The sequence below is a fragment of the Microcystis aeruginosa NIES-4325 genome, assembly GCF_008974145.1.
GTDB lineage: Bacteria > Cyanobacteriota > Cyanobacteriia > Cyanobacteriales > Microcystaceae > Microcystis > Microcystis aeruginosa_G.
Genome location: NZ_BJKP01000032.1, coordinates 12,206 through 29,617, shown reverse-complemented (window position 1 = coordinate 29,617; position 17,412 = coordinate 12,206). Strand labels below are relative to the sequence as shown.

General features: G+C 41.6%; 15 protein-coding genes and 1 pseudogene. 8 read left to right on the top strand and 8 right to left on the bottom strand.

Annotated elements, in window-relative coordinates; genetic code table 11:
- The first annotated feature begins 37 nt into the window (after positions 1–37).
- Positions 38–421, top strand: coding sequence for a PD-(D/E)XK nuclease family protein (locus MiAbW_RS15485; protein WP_151696830.1), 384 nt, complete (start codon positions 38–40; stop codon positions 419–421).
- Between the two features lie 297 nt (positions 422–718).
- Here the strand turns inward: MiAbW_RS15485 and uppS are convergent, their stop codons facing one another.
- Genes uppS through lysA form a run of 3 tightly spaced genes read right to left on the bottom strand, consistent with a single transcriptional unit; the run spans position 719 to position 3,811 of the window.
- A complete protein-coding gene (gene uppS / locus MiAbW_RS15480) occupies positions 719–1,468 on the bottom strand; it encodes a polyprenyl diphosphate synthase (RefSeq protein WP_110579594.1) in 750 nt (249 codons plus the stop codon).
- Complete coding sequence (gene cdaA, locus MiAbW_RS15475; protein ID WP_151696829.1) at positions 1,465–2,385, bottom strand: diadenylate cyclase CdaA; 921 nt, start codon at positions 2,383–2,385, stop codon at positions 1,465–1,467. Before cdaA ends, uppS begins: the two co-directional genes overlap by 4 nt.
- Before the next feature lie 22 nt (positions 2,386–2,407).
- Positions 2,408–3,811 carry a diaminopimelate decarboxylase gene (gene lysA / locus MiAbW_RS15470; protein ID WP_151696828.1) on the bottom strand — a complete coding sequence of 468 codons (1,404 nt, stop codon included), beginning with the start codon at positions 3,809–3,811 and terminating at the stop codon, positions 2,408–2,410.
- A gap of 228 nt (positions 3,812–4,039) precedes the next feature.
- Here lysA and MiAbW_RS15465 point away from each other — a divergent pair, with 228 nt between their 5' ends.
- Complete coding sequence (locus MiAbW_RS15465) at positions 4,040–4,765, top strand: GUN4 domain-containing protein (RefSeq protein WP_151696827.1); 726 nt, start codon at positions 4,040–4,042, stop codon at positions 4,763–4,765.
- A gap of 36 nt (positions 4,766–4,801) precedes the next feature.
- On the opposite strand, the gene thyD is transcribed toward MiAbW_RS15465, so the two are convergent.
- The 3 genes from thyD to petM all read right to left on the bottom strand — a co-directional run bounded on the left by thyD (position 4,802) and on the right by petM (position 6,486).
- Positions 4,802–5,725, bottom strand: a complete 924-nt coding sequence (gene thyD / locus MiAbW_RS15460; RefSeq protein WP_151696826.1) for a thylakoid membrane protein ThyD — start codon at positions 5,723–5,725, stop codon at positions 4,802–4,804.
- 182 nt (positions 5,726–5,907) lie between these two features.
- On the bottom strand, positions 5,908–6,267 hold the full coding sequence (gene psb28, locus MiAbW_RS15455; RefSeq protein WP_002753287.1) for a photosystem II reaction center protein Psb28: 360 nt from the start codon (positions 6,265–6,267) through the stop codon (positions 5,908–5,910).
- A 105-nt stretch (positions 6,268–6,372) separates the two neighbouring features.
- Complete coding sequence (gene petM, locus MiAbW_RS15450) at positions 6,373–6,486, bottom strand: cytochrome b6-f complex subunit PetM (protein WP_002731506.1); 114 nt, start codon at positions 6,484–6,486, stop codon at positions 6,373–6,375.
- A gap of 293 nt (positions 6,487–6,779) precedes the next feature.
- Between petM and MiAbW_RS15445 the strand changes: the two genes are divergently transcribed.
- From MiAbW_RS15445 to MiAbW_RS20210, 6 genes and pseudogenes are all read left to right on the top strand, one after another.
- Positions 6,780–7,301, top strand: coding sequence for a DUF192 domain-containing protein (locus MiAbW_RS15445; protein ID WP_151696825.1), 522 nt, complete (start codon positions 6,780–6,782; stop codon positions 7,299–7,301).
- Between the two features lie 367 nt (positions 7,302–7,668).
- Positions 7,669–7,863 (top strand): DUF2949 domain-containing protein, encoded by a 195-nt coding sequence (locus tag MiAbW_RS15440; RefSeq protein WP_002732568.1) that lies wholly within the window; start codon positions 7,669–7,671, stop codon positions 7,861–7,863.
- A 176-nt stretch (positions 7,864–8,039) separates the two neighbouring features.
- A complete protein-coding gene (locus tag MiAbW_RS15435) occupies positions 8,040–8,882 on the top strand; it encodes an Rpn family recombination-promoting nuclease/putative transposase (RefSeq protein WP_151696824.1) in 843 nt (280 codons plus the stop codon).
- A 71-nt stretch (positions 8,883–8,953) separates the two neighbouring features.
- On the top strand, positions 8,954–11,578 hold the full coding sequence (gene alaS, locus MiAbW_RS15430) for an alanine--tRNA ligase (protein ID WP_151696823.1): 2,625 nt from the start codon (positions 8,954–8,956) through the stop codon (positions 11,576–11,578).
- A gap of 70 nt (positions 11,579–11,648) precedes the next feature.
- Positions 11,649–13,206 (top strand): annotated as a pseudogene (locus tag MiAbW_RS15425) (AAA family ATPase).
- A gap of 363 nt (positions 13,207–13,569) precedes the next feature.
- The gene (locus MiAbW_RS20210) at positions 13,570–14,064 is read left to right on the top strand and encodes a hypothetical protein (protein WP_238707307.1); all 495 of its coding nucleotides are present in this window, start codon (positions 13,570–13,572) and stop codon (positions 14,062–14,064) included.
- 270 nt (positions 14,065–14,334) lie between these two features.
- Here the strand turns inward: MiAbW_RS20210 and MiAbW_RS15415 are convergent, their stop codons facing one another.
- Together MiAbW_RS15415 and MiAbW_RS15410 are read right to left on the bottom strand one after the other, a co-directional pair.
- Complete coding sequence (locus MiAbW_RS15415; RefSeq protein WP_151696822.1) at positions 14,335–15,651, bottom strand: family 10 glycosylhydrolase; 1,317 nt, start codon at positions 15,649–15,651, stop codon at positions 14,335–14,337.
- 182 nt (positions 15,652–15,833) lie between these two features.
- A complete protein-coding gene (locus MiAbW_RS15410) occupies positions 15,834–17,411 on the bottom strand; it encodes a glycosyltransferase family 39 protein (protein WP_151696821.1) in 1,578 nt (525 codons plus the stop codon).
- Position 17,412: the final 1 nt, after the last annotated feature.

Below are 17,412 nucleotides of genomic sequence, written 5' to 3'. Positions count from 1 at the left end.
ATTTTTTTGGTGAAAAGTCAAAGGAAAAACCTATTCTATCTGTATTGCTGGTCGTCCTGATATCCTCCCAATTAAGGATAATTGGGTAGTGGTGGAGGACTGTAAAAATGGAGGGAAAAAAACCTCCCATCTTTACCAAATCCTCCTCTATATGCTTCTACTCCCTCACGCACCGGAAACAAAATCCCTCTGCAAAGTTCAAATTCCCCACGGACGTTTGATTTATCCCGATCGAATTATCGATATACCTAATCAACGGATCGATCGAGATTTTATTACTTATTTTCATCAAGTTCTCTCCTCTCTTCCCCGTCCCGATTTTCCCCCTCGGCAACCCCACCCCTCGGAATGTCATTATTGTCGTTTACCCGAAAAAAACTGTAGTTTTAAACGAGTAAGTTATACGAATTCTTGCGGGTGAAAATTACACATCGAATGATCAATTTAAGTCCCCCTTTTTAAGGGGGATGCCGAGGGATAAAACTTGATCTGGGGTGCATTTCACATTTGTAAATTCAGACAGATAAGGATTTTAGCTATTGTCAGCTTTCCAGACTCAGTATTTTTGCTTTCACTGAAATGCACCCACTCAAACTTTTGTAGTCATACCATTTTTCAAAAGTAATGGCACAGAGGGGTACGAACTGCTAATACCACCCACAAAACACACTGATAATTGCCTGACAGTGGCTATTTTGATCAATTTAGGCTGCAGCCCTTATAATTTGCCAAAACGACGATGACGACCCTGATAATCTTTTAAAGCGCGGTGAAATTGCACTCGATCGAAATCGGGCCAGAGGGTGTCAGTAACATAGATTTCTGCGTAGGCCATTTGCCAGAGTAAAAAATTACTAATTCGCATTTCCCCACTACTGCGAATTAACAGGTCTGGGTTAGGAATCCCGGCAGTATAAAGATACTGTTCAAAGAGAGATTCATCGATCGCTTCTGGGGAGACTAAACCCTGTTGCACCTGACGAGCGATCGCCTGACAAGCTTGCACGATCTCCTCTCGGCCACCATAATTAGTAGCCACCGTAAATTGAATACCAGAATTTTTGCTAGTTTCTGCTTGAGATTTAGCAATTTCCCGTCTTAAAGACTCTGGCAAGGCCGATAAATTACCAATAAAGCGAATTTTGACATTTTCCTGCATCATTTCTTCTAATTCCCGCCGCAAAACCCGCTCGAATAGAGTCATTAAAAACTCTACTTCCTCCAGAGGACGACCCCAATTTTCCGTCGAAAAAGCATAAGCGGTTAGAGCGGGAATTCCCCAGTCACGACAACAGCGCAGCAAGTCTTTGAGTGCATCTACTCCCCGTTGATGGCCCATAATCCGCGGCAAACCACGATTTTTCGCCCAACGACCGTTCCCATCCATAATCACTGCGACGTGCTGAGGTAAACGGTTTTTATCTAAATCCGTAGGTAATTCTGGTGACAAGCTCGGTTTAACAGTCATTTTCTATCTTTGGGGGTTGCTCTGGGCGAACGGGAGAATTTTTCTAAGATTAGACGACCTTTTAAGCCAATTGTACGCCCTAAACGTCCCCAACTCGGTGCGACCACTTCCCCCTCTCCCGACGGAGAAAACTTCGCTTCGAGAAGCTCTTTTAGTTTACTACTGGTTAAAGGCCGATCCAAATTACCCCCCGACGCGAGGGAAATCGAGCCAGTTTCCTCAGAAACCACAATACAGATACAATTATCTAGCCTTTCGGTAATGCCCATGGCCGCCCGATGACGGGTGCCTAATTGCCTAGAGGTACTGCGCTCCGATAGGGGTAGAATAACACCAGCGGCCACCACTCGATCGCCCCGAATAAATACGGCCCCATCGTGTAGTAAGGTTTTAGTTTGAAAAATAGTTTGAATTAATTCCTTAGATACTTGACCATTTAGCGTCACCCCCGGATTGACAAACACCTTGGTATCGAGATTGCCACTGGTTTCTAATACCATCAGCGCACCGGTGCGATTTTGAGATAGATCCTTCACCGCGTCCACTAACTCATCAATGACATTATCAGTTTTGGGAGTGGGGGAACTTTTCCGAAATAATTCCCACACTTGACCTTTGCCCAATAATTCTAAAAAACGGCGGAATTCCGACTGAAAAATCACAGCGATGGCCACGGCTGCCCCCAAAATCAATTTTTCTAGGACTAACCCCAGCAACCGCAATCCTAGGGCATCGCTAATCACCGAGGCCAGCATTAAATAGATTAGTCCTCGCACCATCCAAAAGGTACGCCGCTCGCCGATAATTAGCAGCAGCATATAGGTAAGCAGGAGAACTAACCCAAAGTCTAGGACTGACAGACCATGGCTGAGAATCCAGGACAATAACCGGCGAGGGTCCAGAAAAAAACCCGACATGGGGGGACAATAGCGATGAGGTTTATATTAAGGAGAGTCGAGTGGGTAGGCGGTCTTGACGCAGCAGATCCGCCAGATTTTCCCGTTCAAGAATCAGATTAGCTTCTCCATTTTGGACAATTACCGCCGCCGGACGGGGTAAGCGGTTGTAATTAGAAGCCATACTGTAGTTATAGGCTCCTGTGGCTAAAACCACTAAAATATCCCCCGGGTTGGTTTTCGGTAGCGTAATATCCTTAATTAGAATATCGCCGGATTCACAGTGTTTTCCAGCTATTGTCACCACTTCCTGACATTCTTGACTCATTTTATTGGCGATTACGGCCCGGTAAACCGATTGATAGGTAATCGGTCGGGGATTATCGGACATTCCGCCATCAACGGCGATATAGGTGCGGATTTCGGGGATTTCTTTGCGATTACCCACTGTGTAGGCCGTGACGCAAGCGGTGGCAATCAGAGAGCGTCCCGGTTCGGCAATAAGCAGCGGATAAGCGATACCTCTTTCCTGACAAGCTTTAGCTACTGCTAAGGACACCGCTTGCACCCACTCCTCGATACTTGGGGGGTCATCACTTTCGAGGTAGCGAATTCCTAAACCACCACCGACGTTTAATTGCTGTAGGGGTAAACCCCTTTCTAAACCTAATTTAAACCAATCTGCCAACACAGCGGCTAAGTCTTGGTGGGGTTGACGTTCAAAAATCTGGGAACCGATGTGAGCGTGTAAACCCAGACAATTCAGCACCGGATGAGCTAAAACATAGTCAAATACCGATTCGATTTGATGGGGGTCAAAACCAAATTTACTGTCTAAGTGACCCGTGCGAATATATTCGTGGGTGTGGCACTCGATGCCGGGGGTTAACCGCAACAGGATCGGAATAGGGGTATCAGGACGATTTTCGCCTAATTTAACCAGATTTTCTAACTCTAGCCAGTTATCAACGATAATAATGCAGTTATGCTCGATCGCATATTCTAACTCGGCGATCGATTTGTTATTACCATGAAAGTATATCGGCACATCGGTTTTCTTGATCTGGTCTAAAGCGGTTAACACCGTGTGAATTTCTCCGGCCGACACCACATCAAAACCTAATCCCTCCCTAGCGACCACGGCCGATACGGCCAGGCAATTCCACGCTTTCGAGGCATAAATTACCCTAGATTCTCCGGGATAATGAGTCTGGAAACCTTGCAGGTATTGACGACAGGCAGTGCGGAGGGTGACTTCATCGACAATATACAAGGGTGAACCGAAACGTTCCACTAGGGTGGTCACATCACAACCACCGATTTCTAGGCAATCGCGGTTATTAACCTTGGCCGTCAGGGGTAACAGGGTTTGATTCGGGGATAGACAATCTTGATAGGCTAAATATTTTTGTCCGGAATTGCTGATTTTAGGTTCGGTTGATAGCATAATCGGTGTTTTTTGTCAAGCAATCGATAATTTTTGTTACAATCTCCGCGCATCCCCGATTCAGTTAAGGGAAATTTGACCGTCGGTGATCTAGATAACCAAAGTAGTTCTCTCTTTCAGTGTACGATCAACCACCCGCTAAAAATCCCTTTTTTGTCAGGAAAAAATCGAGCAGCGACCCCGAAATAGTGGTAATAGTATTGAAGGAGTGGTCTTAAAAGTGATGATATGACTGACCAGAATGGCGTGTTAGTAGAAGAACAGAGCGAGGATATTACCCGTAAGATGAGTCAATTAGCCACCGAGTCGCCGAAAAATCAATTACAGATCCTGACACGATTAGCCGGGGAGGGAGAAGGTGGCCTAACCGTATTGAGAGATTTTTTATTAGCCCAGCGCCCCACTCCTGTTAATCTGGTGACAGGTAAGGCTTATCAATTGCTCTATCAAGATAATAGCACTCAGAGCAAGGAATTTTTAGCTAATTATTTCCCCACGGGTATTGTTCCCCTAGATAGTGCTAAAGGTATCGATTATCGACTTTTACAGGAATTATTGGCTAAACAGGATTTTCAAACTGCCGATAGTCTCACCCGTCAAAAACTCTGTGAATTAGCAGGAGAAGGAGCAATACAGAGGAAATGGGTCTATTTTACGGAAGTAGAAGCTTTTCCCAAGGTTGACATTCAGACTATTGATCATCTTTGGTTAGTTCATTCAGAAGGAAAATTCGGTTGGTCGGTGCAGCGCAAATTATGGATCGGTGTGGGTCAAGATTTCCCGAAACTCTGGCCGAAAATTGGTTGGAAAAATGGCAATAATTGGACAAAATACCCCCAAGAATTTATCTGGGATTTAAGTGCTCCCGTGGGCCATTTACCCCTGTTAAATCAACTGCGCGGGGTGAGAGTGGCTGCCTCTTTATTCTCCCATCCCGTCTGGAGTGAAAAATAGATTGAGAACACTAGGTCCGGCTATTGTATCAGATTTCTACATTTTCGGGACAATTTCCTCTAAGGCCGCTTCTAGATTAGGATAACGATAGTCAAAACCGATCGCTTGGGTGGCTTTTGGCAGCACTTCTTGACCTTCTAGGACGATTTTGGCTCCTTCTCCCAAGAGAATTTCCAGGGCAAAATCTGGCACTGGCAACCAAGAAGGACGCTTCATTACTTCCCCTAATATCTGACAGAATTCTTTCATCCGCACGGGATTGGGTGCAGTAGCGTTGAAAGTGCCGCTAATTTCAGGGCGATCGAGACAATAGATAATTAAATTAATTAAATCATCCCGATGAATCCAAGAAAACCACTGACGACCGCTGCCAATCGGTCCGCCGGCAAAAAGTTTGAAGGGTGGGATCATTTTCCCTAAAGCACCCCCATTGCCTAAAACAATACCCGTGCGAAGAATGACTAAACGAGTGCCGCAATCTTTCACTTTTTGGGCGGCTGTTTCCCACTTTTTACAGACATCTGCCAGAAAATCGCCCCCGGGAGGGCTGTTTTCGTCAAAACTAGCGGTTTCACTGGTTCCATAGTAACCGATCGCCGAGGAGTTAATTAAAACTTTCGGTTTCTGGGCAGCAAGTGCGATCGCCTCGACAATTTTCTCGGTGCCGATTTGCCGACTAGCGACGATTGCTCGTTTTGCTTCACCAGTCCAGCGTTCCGAAATCGGTTCTCCGGCTAGATTAATCACCGCATCACATCCAGAAATCTTTTTTTGCCAATCCCCCGATTCTGTGGCGATATAGGGGATAATCTCTATCTTAGGATAGATTGACTTTGGGTAAATTCTCTGGGCTTTATCGGGATTGCGCGTCAAAATTAGGATGTCATCGCCGCGATCATGGAGTTTGACCACTAATCGACTGCCCACAAATCCCGTCGCCCCAGTAATCGCTATTTTCATGGTTTCTTGACTAAATTTATCCTTATTTTAGCTGGTTTTTAACTATCAGAATTCAGAAGTTGAGAGTTGGGGTTTTAGGGTTTTAGGGTTTTAGTTGAAATTTCCCCATCACCCTATCTCCCCATCACCCTATCTACCAATTCCCCCATTACCCCACACCCCATCACCCCAGTCCTGTCTTTTCACTTATCCTGATACCCCATCCCGTTAGCTGCCGCGTAACGATTCATAAAGCGCATAAAACGCTCCCAGTGTTCATCGGTGATTTCAAAACCACATTCTACCCGTTGAATTTCATCTCCTTCATCTCCTCCAAAAATAAACTTGGTTGAGTTGGGAATAACTGTAATCACTCCTTCCTCATCGGTGAGACGGAGATCGCCGTAGGTGCGGGTGGTGAAACTTTGGAAACGTTCGATCGCTTTCAGGGTTTTAAAAGTCATCAGGACATTGCGAATCCCGGTATTTTTATTTTTGCGGAGACTAACACCGCTTAATTCTTCTGATAAACCGACAAAAAACTCGATCGTGGGAGTGGTCATAGGTATAGCTATAAAATTTTAGTTATTGATTTTCTCTTAATTACTTTTGACGAGGAAAAAGTAGTTCATGGTTACTAATAAAGTAACCATGAACCGAAAAACAAGCTATTCCGCTTCTCCACCTTGGATTTTGAGGAGGAGAAAACCCCAAGCTAATCCGACGAGGACGAGAACGATCGCCACGATCGGCCCATTAAATAACATACTTTCTGCGGTCATGGTGATTGCTCCTGAGCCTACAATAATCGATCATATAGATTAAGTGGTATTTTAACCTACGAAGGCGATCGACTGCTGCCAGACTGGGGGAAAATTGACGGGGAAAATCGGCCAATAACTTTGATAACTTTCTTAGTATATATGTTCTAGCAATCCTCAAGGAAGGATGCTCACCCCCATGCTAGATATTTTTAATACTATCTTTATATTTGCCGTAGCCACTTTGTGTTAGTGTCTTATCTGCTTAATTCTCCACTTATACTGGGAAAATTAAGTATTGATAACTATTGGTGATGACTGGTAAAAAATCATTTATGCTCAAGATCAAGTTAATACTATTTTTAGGTTTGTTGCTGCTGAGTTGTCAATCGACTAATCTCAATGGTAATAATAGTTCGATGGCTCAGATTACGACTGAGAATCAAGGGCAAATATTACCGATCACGGCCAAAGCAGATATTAATGGTGAGATGATTGAGTTAGAAGTGGCTCAAACCCAGGAACAACAGGCCAAGGGTTTAATGTATCGCTTGTCTTTGGAGAAAAATCGTGGTATGCTATTTCCCTTTGCACAACCTCTGATGGCCCGGTTTTGGATGAAAAATGTCTCGATTCCTCTAGACATGATTTTTCTAAAAGATGGTATAGTAAAAGCAGTTTTGCTCAATGTCCCTCCTTGTGCTGTGGATCCTTGTCCTGTCTATGGGCCAAACACCATGGTTAATCAAGTGATCGAACTAGCTGGGGGTCGAGCCAAAGAATTAGGAGTGAAAGCAGGAGATAAAATTAAGATTGAGTCTATCTCAAGACCTTAATTTTTGAAAATGGTGTTAACTTTCTTATGGAAAGTGTCCCTTGTCTGGAAATATAATAAGTATGGCTGTTATAAGCTATTACGCATTTATACTGTTTAAAATATAACAATATCGATTAAGATTTTTATAGTCTGTCAAGTGATAGATTGAATAATCTTTCCCCTTGCTATAGATTAAACAGAGACAAAATTATACTGGATATAACGGGACTATCTTAAGAGAGCCAGCGATTTTTAGGAAAGCACTCTCTATCATCTAGATAGCTTAGATACAGAAAAAATGGTCGCAGGACTAACTGTCCTTGAAACCGATCAGGTGGTGTTTTATTGAAATTACGAGATATACTATTGAGGAAAAAAATACCCCTATGTCCACGATTGCCTATTCCCAATTCCGACAATTTCTACAAGAGGAATTGTCCCTTCCCCAAGAATCGATCGCTATGGCCGAGCGATCGATCCAATCTGATAAAATTCATTTACCGATGATTCTCTGGCAGTACGGTTTAGTTACCTTAGAACAATTAGACAAAATTTATGATTTTCTCGAAGAGGTAGTCTAATCTTACAATTGCTCACTATTGACAAGGAGAATAATTGCCATGGCTGCCCATAGTTTCTGGCACAATTTGAAAATTCCTATCCTAAAAACTACCAATCATCACTTTAGAAGTGGGTTATTTAAACCCACTTTTTTAATAACTATACAATTGAGAATTATCGATTAACTGCTCAGTCCATGAAACCCCATGACCAATTTGCCAAAAATTACCTTGAACAATTACTTTCTCCCCTGGGAATCGTCGAAATCAGCAAAGAAGTCAGCGATGAAACTCGACAGATAGATGTATTTTTTTCCCCCAATCCCGAACCAAACCCCGATTATCTGGGATTATTAGGCAGAATTGTCCTTAATACTGTCCTGATTGAACCCTATCGCAATCCTCCCAATCGTAGCGAGATTCGTAATTGTCTAGCGAAACTTTTGACCATTTTAGCCGAACTACAAAGACAAGCTAAACGAGAAAATCAGAGCTACAATGAAGACAATGCCCCTCGTTTGTGGATTTTATCCCCTTCGGCTGGTATCACTATTTTAGAAGGATTTGGGGCAAAATTAGACCAGGATTGGCCGAAAGGAGTGTATTTTCTTCCCTCGCTTTATCGAACGGCGATTATCGCTATTAATCAATTGCCTGTGACTGCTGAGACTCTCTGGATAAGATTATTAGGACGGGGAAAAACTCAAAACCAAGCGGTGCGAGAATTGTTAGAATTACCTCAAGGTAATGCTTTTCGGGAAAATGTACTGGAATTATTGATTAGTTGGCGGGTTACTATGGAAATAAATAACATCCTAGAAACTGAAGATAGAGAGGTGTTTATGACCTTATCTCAAACCTATCAGGAATGGAAGGAAGCAACTAAACAGGAAGGACGACAGGAAGGACGACAGGAAGGACGACAGGAAGGAAAACTGGAATCTATTCCCCGTTTGCTTGCTTTGGGTTTAAGTGTGGAACAAATCGCTCAAGCTTTGGATTTAGACTTAGAACAAGTCCGACAAGCGGCGCGAGAGTAAAGGTGGAGAGTTAAAACGCAAAAATGCCACAATGGATAAAATAGGCATTTTCTGACTAACTGACATCTTCTATGAGTAACCACCTAAGCGGAAGCGAGATTCGCCAGCGATTTTTAGACTTTTTTGCGGCCAGAAACCATAAAATTCTCCCTAGTGCCTCCCTAGTCCCAGAAGATCCCACCGTTTTGCTGACTATTGCGGGAATGCTCCCTTTTAAGCCGATTTTCTTAGGGCAAAAGATCCCAGAATTTCCCCGCGCTACCACTTCCCAAAAATGTATTCGCACCAACGATATCGAAAATGTCGGCCGGACTGCCAGACATCATACTTTTTTTGAGATGTTGGGCAATTTTAGCTTTGGTGATTATTTTAAAGAACAAGCGATCGCCTGGGCCTGGGAATTGTCCACAGAAGTTTTTAACCTTCCCCCCGAAAGATTAGTAGTTAGTGTCTTTAGGGAAGATGAGGAAGCTTTCGCTATCTGGCGCGATAAAATCGGTATTCCTGCCCATCGTATCCAAAAAATGGGCGAAGCGGATAACTTTTGGGTATCAGGTCCCACGGGTCCCTGTGGTCCCTGTTCGGAAATTTACTACGATTTTCACCCGGAATTAGGGGATAAAACCATCGATTTAGAGGATGATAGCCGTTTTATCGAGTTTTATAACCTCGTCTTCATGCAGTATAACCGCGACGCAGACGGCAATCTGACACCCCTAGCGAATAAAAATATCGATACGGGGATGGGTTTGGAACGGATGGCGCAAATCCTGCAAAAAGTCGCCAATAACTACGAAACTGACCTAATTTTCCCGATTGTCGCCGAAGCAGCCCGGTTAGCAGCCATAGACTACCAGAAAGCGGACGAAAAAACGAAAGTTTCCCTAAAAGTCATCGGTGATCATGTGCGCTCGGTAGTACACATGATAGCGGATGGTATCTCAGCATCGAATACTGACAGGGGTTACGTCCTGCGTCGTCTGATTCGGAGAGTAGTACGGCACGGGCGTTTAATCGGTATTGAAGGTCAATTTATCAGCAAAGTGGCGGAAGTTGCGATCGCTCTTTCCGAGTCCGTCTATGGCAATGTTCGGGAACGAGAAAGGGTGATCAAGGCAGAATTAGAGCGAGAGGAAGCGAGATTTTTAGAAACCCTAGAAAGAGGCGAAAAACTGCTCGAATCGATTCTAGAAAAAGAAAAAAGCCAGATTTCGGGAGTTGATGCCTTTACCCTTTATGATACCTATGGCTTCCCCCTGGAACTCACTCAAGAAATCGCCGAGGAGCAGGGTTTAAGCGTCGATACGGCGGGTTTCGAGCAGGAAATGAAAAAACAGCAGCAAAGATCGAAAGCCGCCCAAGAAACCATAGATTTGACGGTACAGGGTAGTTTAGATAAGCTGGCGGAACATATTCACCCGACGGAATTTCTCGGTTATACGGATTTGCAAGCAACCGCAACAGTAACGGCGGTTTTAGTCGCTGGTAAAACGGTGGAATTGGCCGCAGCAGGCACTGAGGTGCAGGTAGTTCTCGATCGAACCCCTTTTTATGCCGAATCGGGTGGACAAATCGGTGATAAGGGTTATTTAACCGGCGAGAATCTGCTTATCCGCGTTGAGGATGTGCAGAAAGAATCGGGGATTTTTATCCATTTTGGTGGGATTGAGCGGGGAATTGTCACCACCGGCGATACAATTAATGCTCAGATCGATCGCTCCTGTCGTCGTCGCGCCCAAGCTAATCATACCGCCACCCATCTGCTACAATCGGCCTTGAAAAAGCTTGTCGATGCTGGGATTTCCCAAGCGGGTTCCCTCGTCAGTTTTGATCGCCTCCGTTTTGATTTTAACTGTCCTCGTCCCCTGACTAGCTCTGAATTACAACAGGTGGAAGAACAGATTAACACTTGGATTGCCGAAGCGCATGACACCGAGATAGCGGTGATGGGATTGGAAGAAGCGAAGCAAAAGGGAGCTATTGCCATGTTTGGCGAGAAATACGGCTCAGAAGTGCGAGTTATCGATATTCCTAGCGTTTCTATGGAATTATGCGGGGGAACTCACGTTAAAAATACCGCCGAGATCGGTTTATTTAAAATCATCTCTGAGACGGGAATCGCTGCGGGAATTCGTCGCATCGAAGCGGTGGCCGGCCCTGCCGTGTTAGCATACCTGAATGAACGGGATCAGGTGGTGCGGGATCTGTGCGATCGCTTTAAGGTCAAACCTCTGGAAATTCCCGATCGCATTACGGCCCTACAATCGGAGTTAAAGGGGACACAAAAGCAGTTAGAAGCGGTTAAACAGGAGTTAGCACTAAATAAATCAGATGCTTTGCTATCTCAAGCTGAATCTATCGGCGAATTTAAGCTATTAGTCGCTTCTTTGGGCGATATTGATGCTCATGCTTTGATGGCCGCAGCCGAAAGACTACAGCAAAAATTAGGGGAAGGGGCAGTGGTTTTGGCCTCGACTCCCGCAGCTGATAAAGTGAGTTTAGTGGCCGCTTTTAGTTCCCGGGTGATTAAAGATAAGGGTTTACAAGCGGGTAAATTTATCAGTGCGATCGCTCAAATCTGCGCCGGTGGTGGTGGTGGTCGTCCCAATTTAGCTCAAGCTGGGGGACGGGATGCTAGTAAGTTAAGCGAAGCTTTAGCTAAGGCCAAAAGTCAGTTAACTAGCAGTTTACAATAGTTTTAAAGGTGGGCATTTTGTCCACCTTTAAAAAGTTAGTTATCCTCTCGGTGTGATTGGTAAAAATAATATGGAACTACTGATCAAGAATTTGGGATCAATTAGAAATAATAATCAAGCTATAGATTTAACCAAGAAGTTTTATACTTTTATTGGCTACAACAATAGTGGCAAAACCCTAGTTTCTCAGCTTTTATGGACAATTTTTAATCATGACAATATTAGAAAGTTTTCCGAAAATAACCAAATTGATTCTTTAGTAATTGACTCTAAAAAACCTATTAAAAAAATTACTATCAATCAAGAACTAATCAATGAGATTCTCAATAAATTTAGCCGATTTATTGAAAAAGAAGTTGTTAATACTTATAATCTTGATGCCAGTATTAAAGAAACGATTATTAGTTCCAATAAATTAATTTTTCAAGCGGATATTAAAGAATTTAAAGATAAAAGCTTCAGATTAACCTTTGTTGTTGACAATGATCTGGAGTATTTACAGATTAGCAAGCGCAAAGGTAGCCTAACAATAAATATAAAAGAGAATAATATCCCTGAGAAAGTATTTGATAAAATACCCAGAGACTTTTTTGAGAGAGCTAAACCATCCAAGGAATCAGTAATTATTTCGTCAGTAATAACAGTGCTTTTGTCTCAGACAGAAGATACTTTTTTTATCCCCGCTAGTCGTAGCTTTTTTCCTGTTTTCTACCAGTACATTTATGAGATAGAAAGAAATAAGAGAATTGAGTCTAACCGTCTATTTTTAGAATTAATAGAAAATATTGATGATGATGGTGATACTAATAAAAATATATTCAAACGTCTTCGGGAACAATTACCCAAAAGGTCTTATACAGAACCAATGAATAAAGTGATTGAGTCGCTTTATTCTCTCAATACCAAGAAAAAAATTAATTCAGTTTATAATTCTCTGATTGAAAAGATGAGCGGATTAATGGGAGGAGAAATCACGATTTCTAGTCTAGAATTGATCGCACCTATTCAATTTTCTTTTAAATTCGATGAAAGCAAAGATTTACCCATGTATCTAGCTTCATCTTCAGTCAATCAGTTGACTATCTTGTATCTTTATCTCAAATATTGGGCAAGGGAAAAATACAATTTTTTAATGATAGATGAACCAGAGGTTAATTTGCATCCCGAAAATCAAATTCGCTTAATGGATATTTTAGTTCAATTTGTCACCGAGCATGATAATCGGGTTTTGATCACCACCCATAGCCCGATTTTAACTGATATTCTCAACAATTATGTTTATCTTCATACCCTAAAAAGTTATGATGTTGATGTCACAAAAATCATTGAGGATAATCAATTAAAAAATTTAAATCCAGAAATTTAAATTGCTAAAGAAGACTTAGGGGTTTACTTTTTCACGGGTGATAAAATTATTGATTATGGAACCAGTCAATATGGTGTTTATAGCGGTTCTCACATCTGTGTGGCACACTTAAACCTTTGCTGATTAAAATTTTCAACATCGATGATGTACCTCTGACTAACAAGAAACGCTATATTTTCGTAACTTTAAAGAAGTTATCAACTCCGTGCAGAAATCTGGAGAAATTTTAACCAACCATATCTATTTAACAGAGAATGAGTAAGTCTAACTCAAAAAAAAATTTTTTTCCTTAGACAAAAGTTTCATCAAGCTTTAGAAAAATCGGGTTTTATTGAAGAAATCTGCCTTAGTCAGGATGCGTATATTGAAATTCAAGAAACAAATAAGAGCGATTTAAAGAAAGTAGTTATTAATCACTTACAGTTATCGTCTAAAAATGACAAAAATATATCTACAGAAGTAGATAAAATCTGGGTTATCAATTTAGAAGAAAAAGAAGAAGAAAAGTTACCCGGTATCTCTGCTTTTGGCAAAACCCCTGAAAAAGCTATAGCGGTTCTCGCATCTGTGCGGTACAGTTAAATCTTTGCTGATTAAGCTGTTCATAATCGTAAATGTACCTCTTGTGAATCAGAAACGCTATATATTAGTTTTACAGAGAAAAGTCGATGATGGGGGTAAAATTCTCAATTATCATCTGCAAATTTGTTTAGTTGAACTCAAAGCATCCCTACAGGCAAAAAAAGACAAAGAAAGCACATTAAAGCAGATTGCTGGTAAATTTCAAAGCGGGATGAATAGAATCTATATGCTTCTGACTCTCAATAATCATGCTAATCCCCAGAAAAACTATCAAGATACAGAAATATGTGTGCATTTCAGAGGAATCATTTTTTATAATCGCAACGAAATTAAAGATAGTGATATTGCCAAGGAAAATGAGCCAGACTATAATCGGGGGGAGAGTACCTTATATAAAATTCTCTCTCAATCTACAACATCAAATTTATTAACCCTAGAAACCCTATTAGAAGAACGAGATAAAATCGTTGTTAAGTTTATCAAAAATACCAATCAAAATCAAAATTATATCACCGTAGGACTGAAAGATTTACTCTGAATAAATGCTGCTTCTCTGCAATCTTGACAAGCTTTTTAGCTGTCAGCATTTAATCATACTAAATCCGTTGAGTACAGGCTAGTTATGAGGAGAGGCAAAAGGCAACAGGCAAAAGGGGAAATAAATAATCAGTTTTTAATAACAGGATTTAGTATCAGATGTGAGTTTTTATTTCACTGTTTACTGTTTACTGATCACTGAAAAAAAACCGCCACTCTCCTATACCTTTTACACAGGATTTAGTATAATTTTGATGGGCAAAAATTGCTATTAACTACCCGGAGGGGGAATTACAGGAATTTCGATCCCGTCCGGCGCTAAGGGGGGAGGTGTGGGGGTTAGTTCTGGCTGGTCAATAGGTTCAGGTGTACTAATCAAAGGAATATTTTCCAGCACGGGAAGACGGGGAGTGATGGGTTGCGAAAACATCGCTTGAATTGCCGCTTTTCTGGTTTCTGGAGGTTCCAAAGCTTGCTGCCAGAGACTTTCATAAAAGAAGAAAATCACCCCTAAACCCCGTTGACGAGCAGCCAATACCTTTTCTTCAATAAAGTGTAGGGCAATCGGTCGATTGCGTAAACCGGTTAAAACTCCCACACCGGTGGGGATAGTTTGCTGGGTTTCCTGAATTTCGGGACGCTCTAATTGTTTGAGAAAACTGGGCAGATCGGGACGATAAACCTGTACGATTAACTCATCGACTAATCCTTGCCGCACCCAACCGAGCCAATCCTGTAGATGACCATTATAGGCGAATTCGTAGGGATTAGGGGCGATCGAAAGCAGTATATTCGGTTTAATTGCCTGAATTGATTCTTTGAGATTAGCCAGAAAAGCAGTGATTTTATCGGCCCGCCATTTTGTCCATTCGGGATCCCGGGGGTTAGCTGGGGGCGTTTTTTCGGTTTCCTGTTGATAAAGAGCGATAGTATAGGGATCATAGCCGAATTCGTTTGGTAAACTCAGATGATCGTCGAATTGGATGCCGTTAATATCGTATTGTCCCACTACTTCCAAGACTAACTCCCGCAGAAAATTCTGCACTTCGGGACGGAAAGGATTCAACCACACCACCTCACCGGCTGCCCCCACCCAAGTGGTCCCCCCGTCACGTTTTTGGGTTAACCAGTCCTGATGTTTTAAGGCTAATTCTGAGGTGGGAGGAGCCATAAATCCGAATTCAAACCAAGGAATGACCAATAATCCCCTGCCACGGGTTTGTTCCACCAATTCTGCCAAGATATCTTGTCCCTGCGCTCCCGTAGGCACAAAAGGCTGTATTCCTTCCCGTTGGGCGATCGCACTGGGATAGAGAGCATAACCGGAGTTCCAGACCACGGGATAGATAGCATTAAAATTAAGATTAACTAATTGCTCGATCGCCTGTTGTCGTTTATCCCTGTCCATCAGCATCGCAGTATCGTTGGTGGTGATCCAAACACCGCGGATATCAGGATCTCGACTTTGAGAGAAAGCGGCAGAAAAATAGCCTAAGAATACGACTATTAGAAAAGATGCTAAGAATAGTAGTATAGGGAGCTTTTTAAGAATTTGCCGCCAAACGCTAGTCGGAATTAGAAAAGTCATTTCTTTAAGGTGACGATTAACGGTTTTAACTGGTTATAATACCAGCTTTGCTCAAATATTTCAGGCTAGATTCACCAAAAATATATAGCTAGACACAATTAATTAGACATATCTAACCATCTCTTGCATGAGTGCCTATCCTAAGCAAGAGGTTAATTTTGTCCTACTACTTAAATATTTGCCTATTTCCTGACTCGCGACAATTGACCTTGAGGATAGAAATAATCAAGACGAATATCGAATTGATCTAGGGCTAGTAATAACCGATTGGAAGGACGAAAAAGAAAGAAGTTGACCTGGGGAATTTCTAGGACTTCTTTTAACTTATCGGTATCGGGGTTAGTGGTAGTCAGGAAGTATTGTACATCAGCATTAAGACGATAATTAAGAGAAAGCAAATCACCTAAGTTAGTCCAGTCATTACCTTCGTCGCTGATAATAATGGCATTGGGTACAGCATTGATTTTTCTGGCAACTTCGCCATTCCAATAACTAGGAACTTTTGCCCAACTGGTTTCGGAAAGAGCATTGTTAAAGTTCGATATTATACTAGCAGTTAACAAAAAAGTCAAGATAATTTTACCTAAAATTTTACCTTGATTAAGCAATTGTGACAGGAAAAAAGCTACAGTTATATAGATAGTGGGAAAGGTCGCAATTAGATAACGGGTGACAGTTGATCTAGTGGTGGTCAAAATTAGATCGGGAATGACTAAAGCTAGGAAAGGTACTAGGGTTGAGGTAATCATAAAAGTAAAAGCTATGGGGTTATTGTAGCGATAAAGTCGCTTAAAAGCATAGATAATTAAGATTAAAAAAATTAGTCTATATATATAGGTGAAGATGTTATTAAAACCAAAATCGCTGTCGCTAAATAGAGAAGTAAAAGTTAATATCCATAATTTACTGAACAATCCCCAATCGAGATAGTTAACGGCAGCCCAACTGGTGGAGTTAAAGGCTCTTTGTGAGTTAGTTAAAAAAACCTGTAACCAGGGTATATATAAAATCATCATTGTTAACCCAGATAACAGGAAAAATATCAAGTTATTTTTTCGCTCTGGTTTCATAACAAGATACCAAAGTAGAAAAGCTGCCTGAGCAAATAAGTTGAGAATAAAAAAGAGATGGGTGTAGAGTCCGAGAGTATTAGATAAGGTGTATAAATACCAATTAACAAGAGTTCTTTTTTTGAGGCATTTTAACAGCATTAATTGACTGAATATCGTTAATAGAACCAAAAGACTATACTGACGAGACATTTGAGCAAATATTATATCAACTGGAGAGAGTGCTAATAAAATTACTGCTAAAATTGCCGTTAACTTTGATGTAAATAATTCTAGGGATAGATGGTAAATCAATGGGAGGGATAGAAGACTAAAAACAATCGCTAAACTGCGGGAAGAAACGGGAGAAAAACCGAATAGTTTTTCCCAATAGCGAGAGATAATAAAGTATAAAGGTGGGTGTTGAGGGTCTTCTTTAGCGAGAGATTTTATTGTATCAAAAACATTACTTTCGGGTTTCAGTTGTTGAAATTTTCCTAATTCTGTGGTAGATAAAAGACGATTTTGAAAGATAGTATCAGCGATTTCATTTGCTTGATAACCAGTGGTTCTAATGGTGGTGTAGGATTCATCATGCCAATAGATTTTTTTATCGATATTTGCAAAACGAAAAACCACACCGAGAGTTAGGATAATTGCCAAAAGTATTAAGAGCCAATTGGGGTTTTTATAATTAATAGTTGCTTTCATT

Excerpts from the sequence above, each read along its gene's own strand:
- cdaA (WP_151696829.1), bottom strand. The coding sequence starts at position 2,385 with ATGTCGGGTTTTTTTCTGGACCCTCGCCGGTTATTGTCCTGGATTCTC.
- alaS (WP_151696823.1), top strand. The coding sequence starts at position 8,954 with ATGAGTAACCACCTAAGCGGAAGCGAGATTCGCCAGCGATTTTTAGAC.
- uppS (WP_110579594.1), bottom strand. The coding sequence starts at position 1,468 with ATGACTGTTAAACCGAGCTTGTCACCAGAATTACCTACGGATTTAGAT.
- MiAbW_RS15445 (WP_151696825.1), top strand. The coding sequence starts at position 6,780 with ATGACTGGTAAAAAATCATTTATGCTCAAGATCAAGTTAATACTATTT.
- thyD (WP_151696826.1), bottom strand. The coding sequence starts at position 5,725 with ATGAAAATAGCGATTACTGGGGCGACGGGATTTGTGGGCAGTCGATTA.
- MiAbW_RS15435 (WP_151696824.1), top strand. The coding sequence starts at position 8,040 with ATGAAACCCCATGACCAATTTGCCAAAAATTACCTTGAACAATTACTT.
- MiAbW_RS15410 (WP_151696821.1), bottom strand. The coding sequence starts at position 17,411 with ATGAAAGCAACTATTAATTATAAAAACCCCAATTGGCTCTTAATACTT.
- lysA (WP_151696828.1), bottom strand. The coding sequence starts at position 3,811 with ATGCTATCAACCGAACCTAAAATCAGCAATTCCGGACAAAAATATTTA.
- MiAbW_RS15415 (WP_151696822.1), bottom strand. The coding sequence starts at position 15,651 with ATGACTTTTCTAATTCCGACTAGCGTTTGGCGGCAAATTCTTAAAAAG.
- psb28 (WP_002753287.1), bottom strand. The coding sequence starts at position 6,267 with ATGACCACTCCCACGATCGAGTTTTTTGTCGGTTTATCAGAAGAATTA.
- petM (WP_002731506.1), bottom strand. The coding sequence starts at position 6,486 with ATGACCGCAGAAAGTATGTTATTTAATGGGCCGATCGTGGCGATCGTT.
- MiAbW_RS15465 (WP_151696827.1), top strand. The coding sequence starts at position 4,040 with ATGACTGACCAGAATGGCGTGTTAGTAGAAGAACAGAGCGAGGATATT.
- MiAbW_RS15440 (WP_002732568.1), top strand. The coding sequence starts at position 7,669 with ATGTCCACGATTGCCTATTCCCAATTCCGACAATTTCTACAAGAGGAA.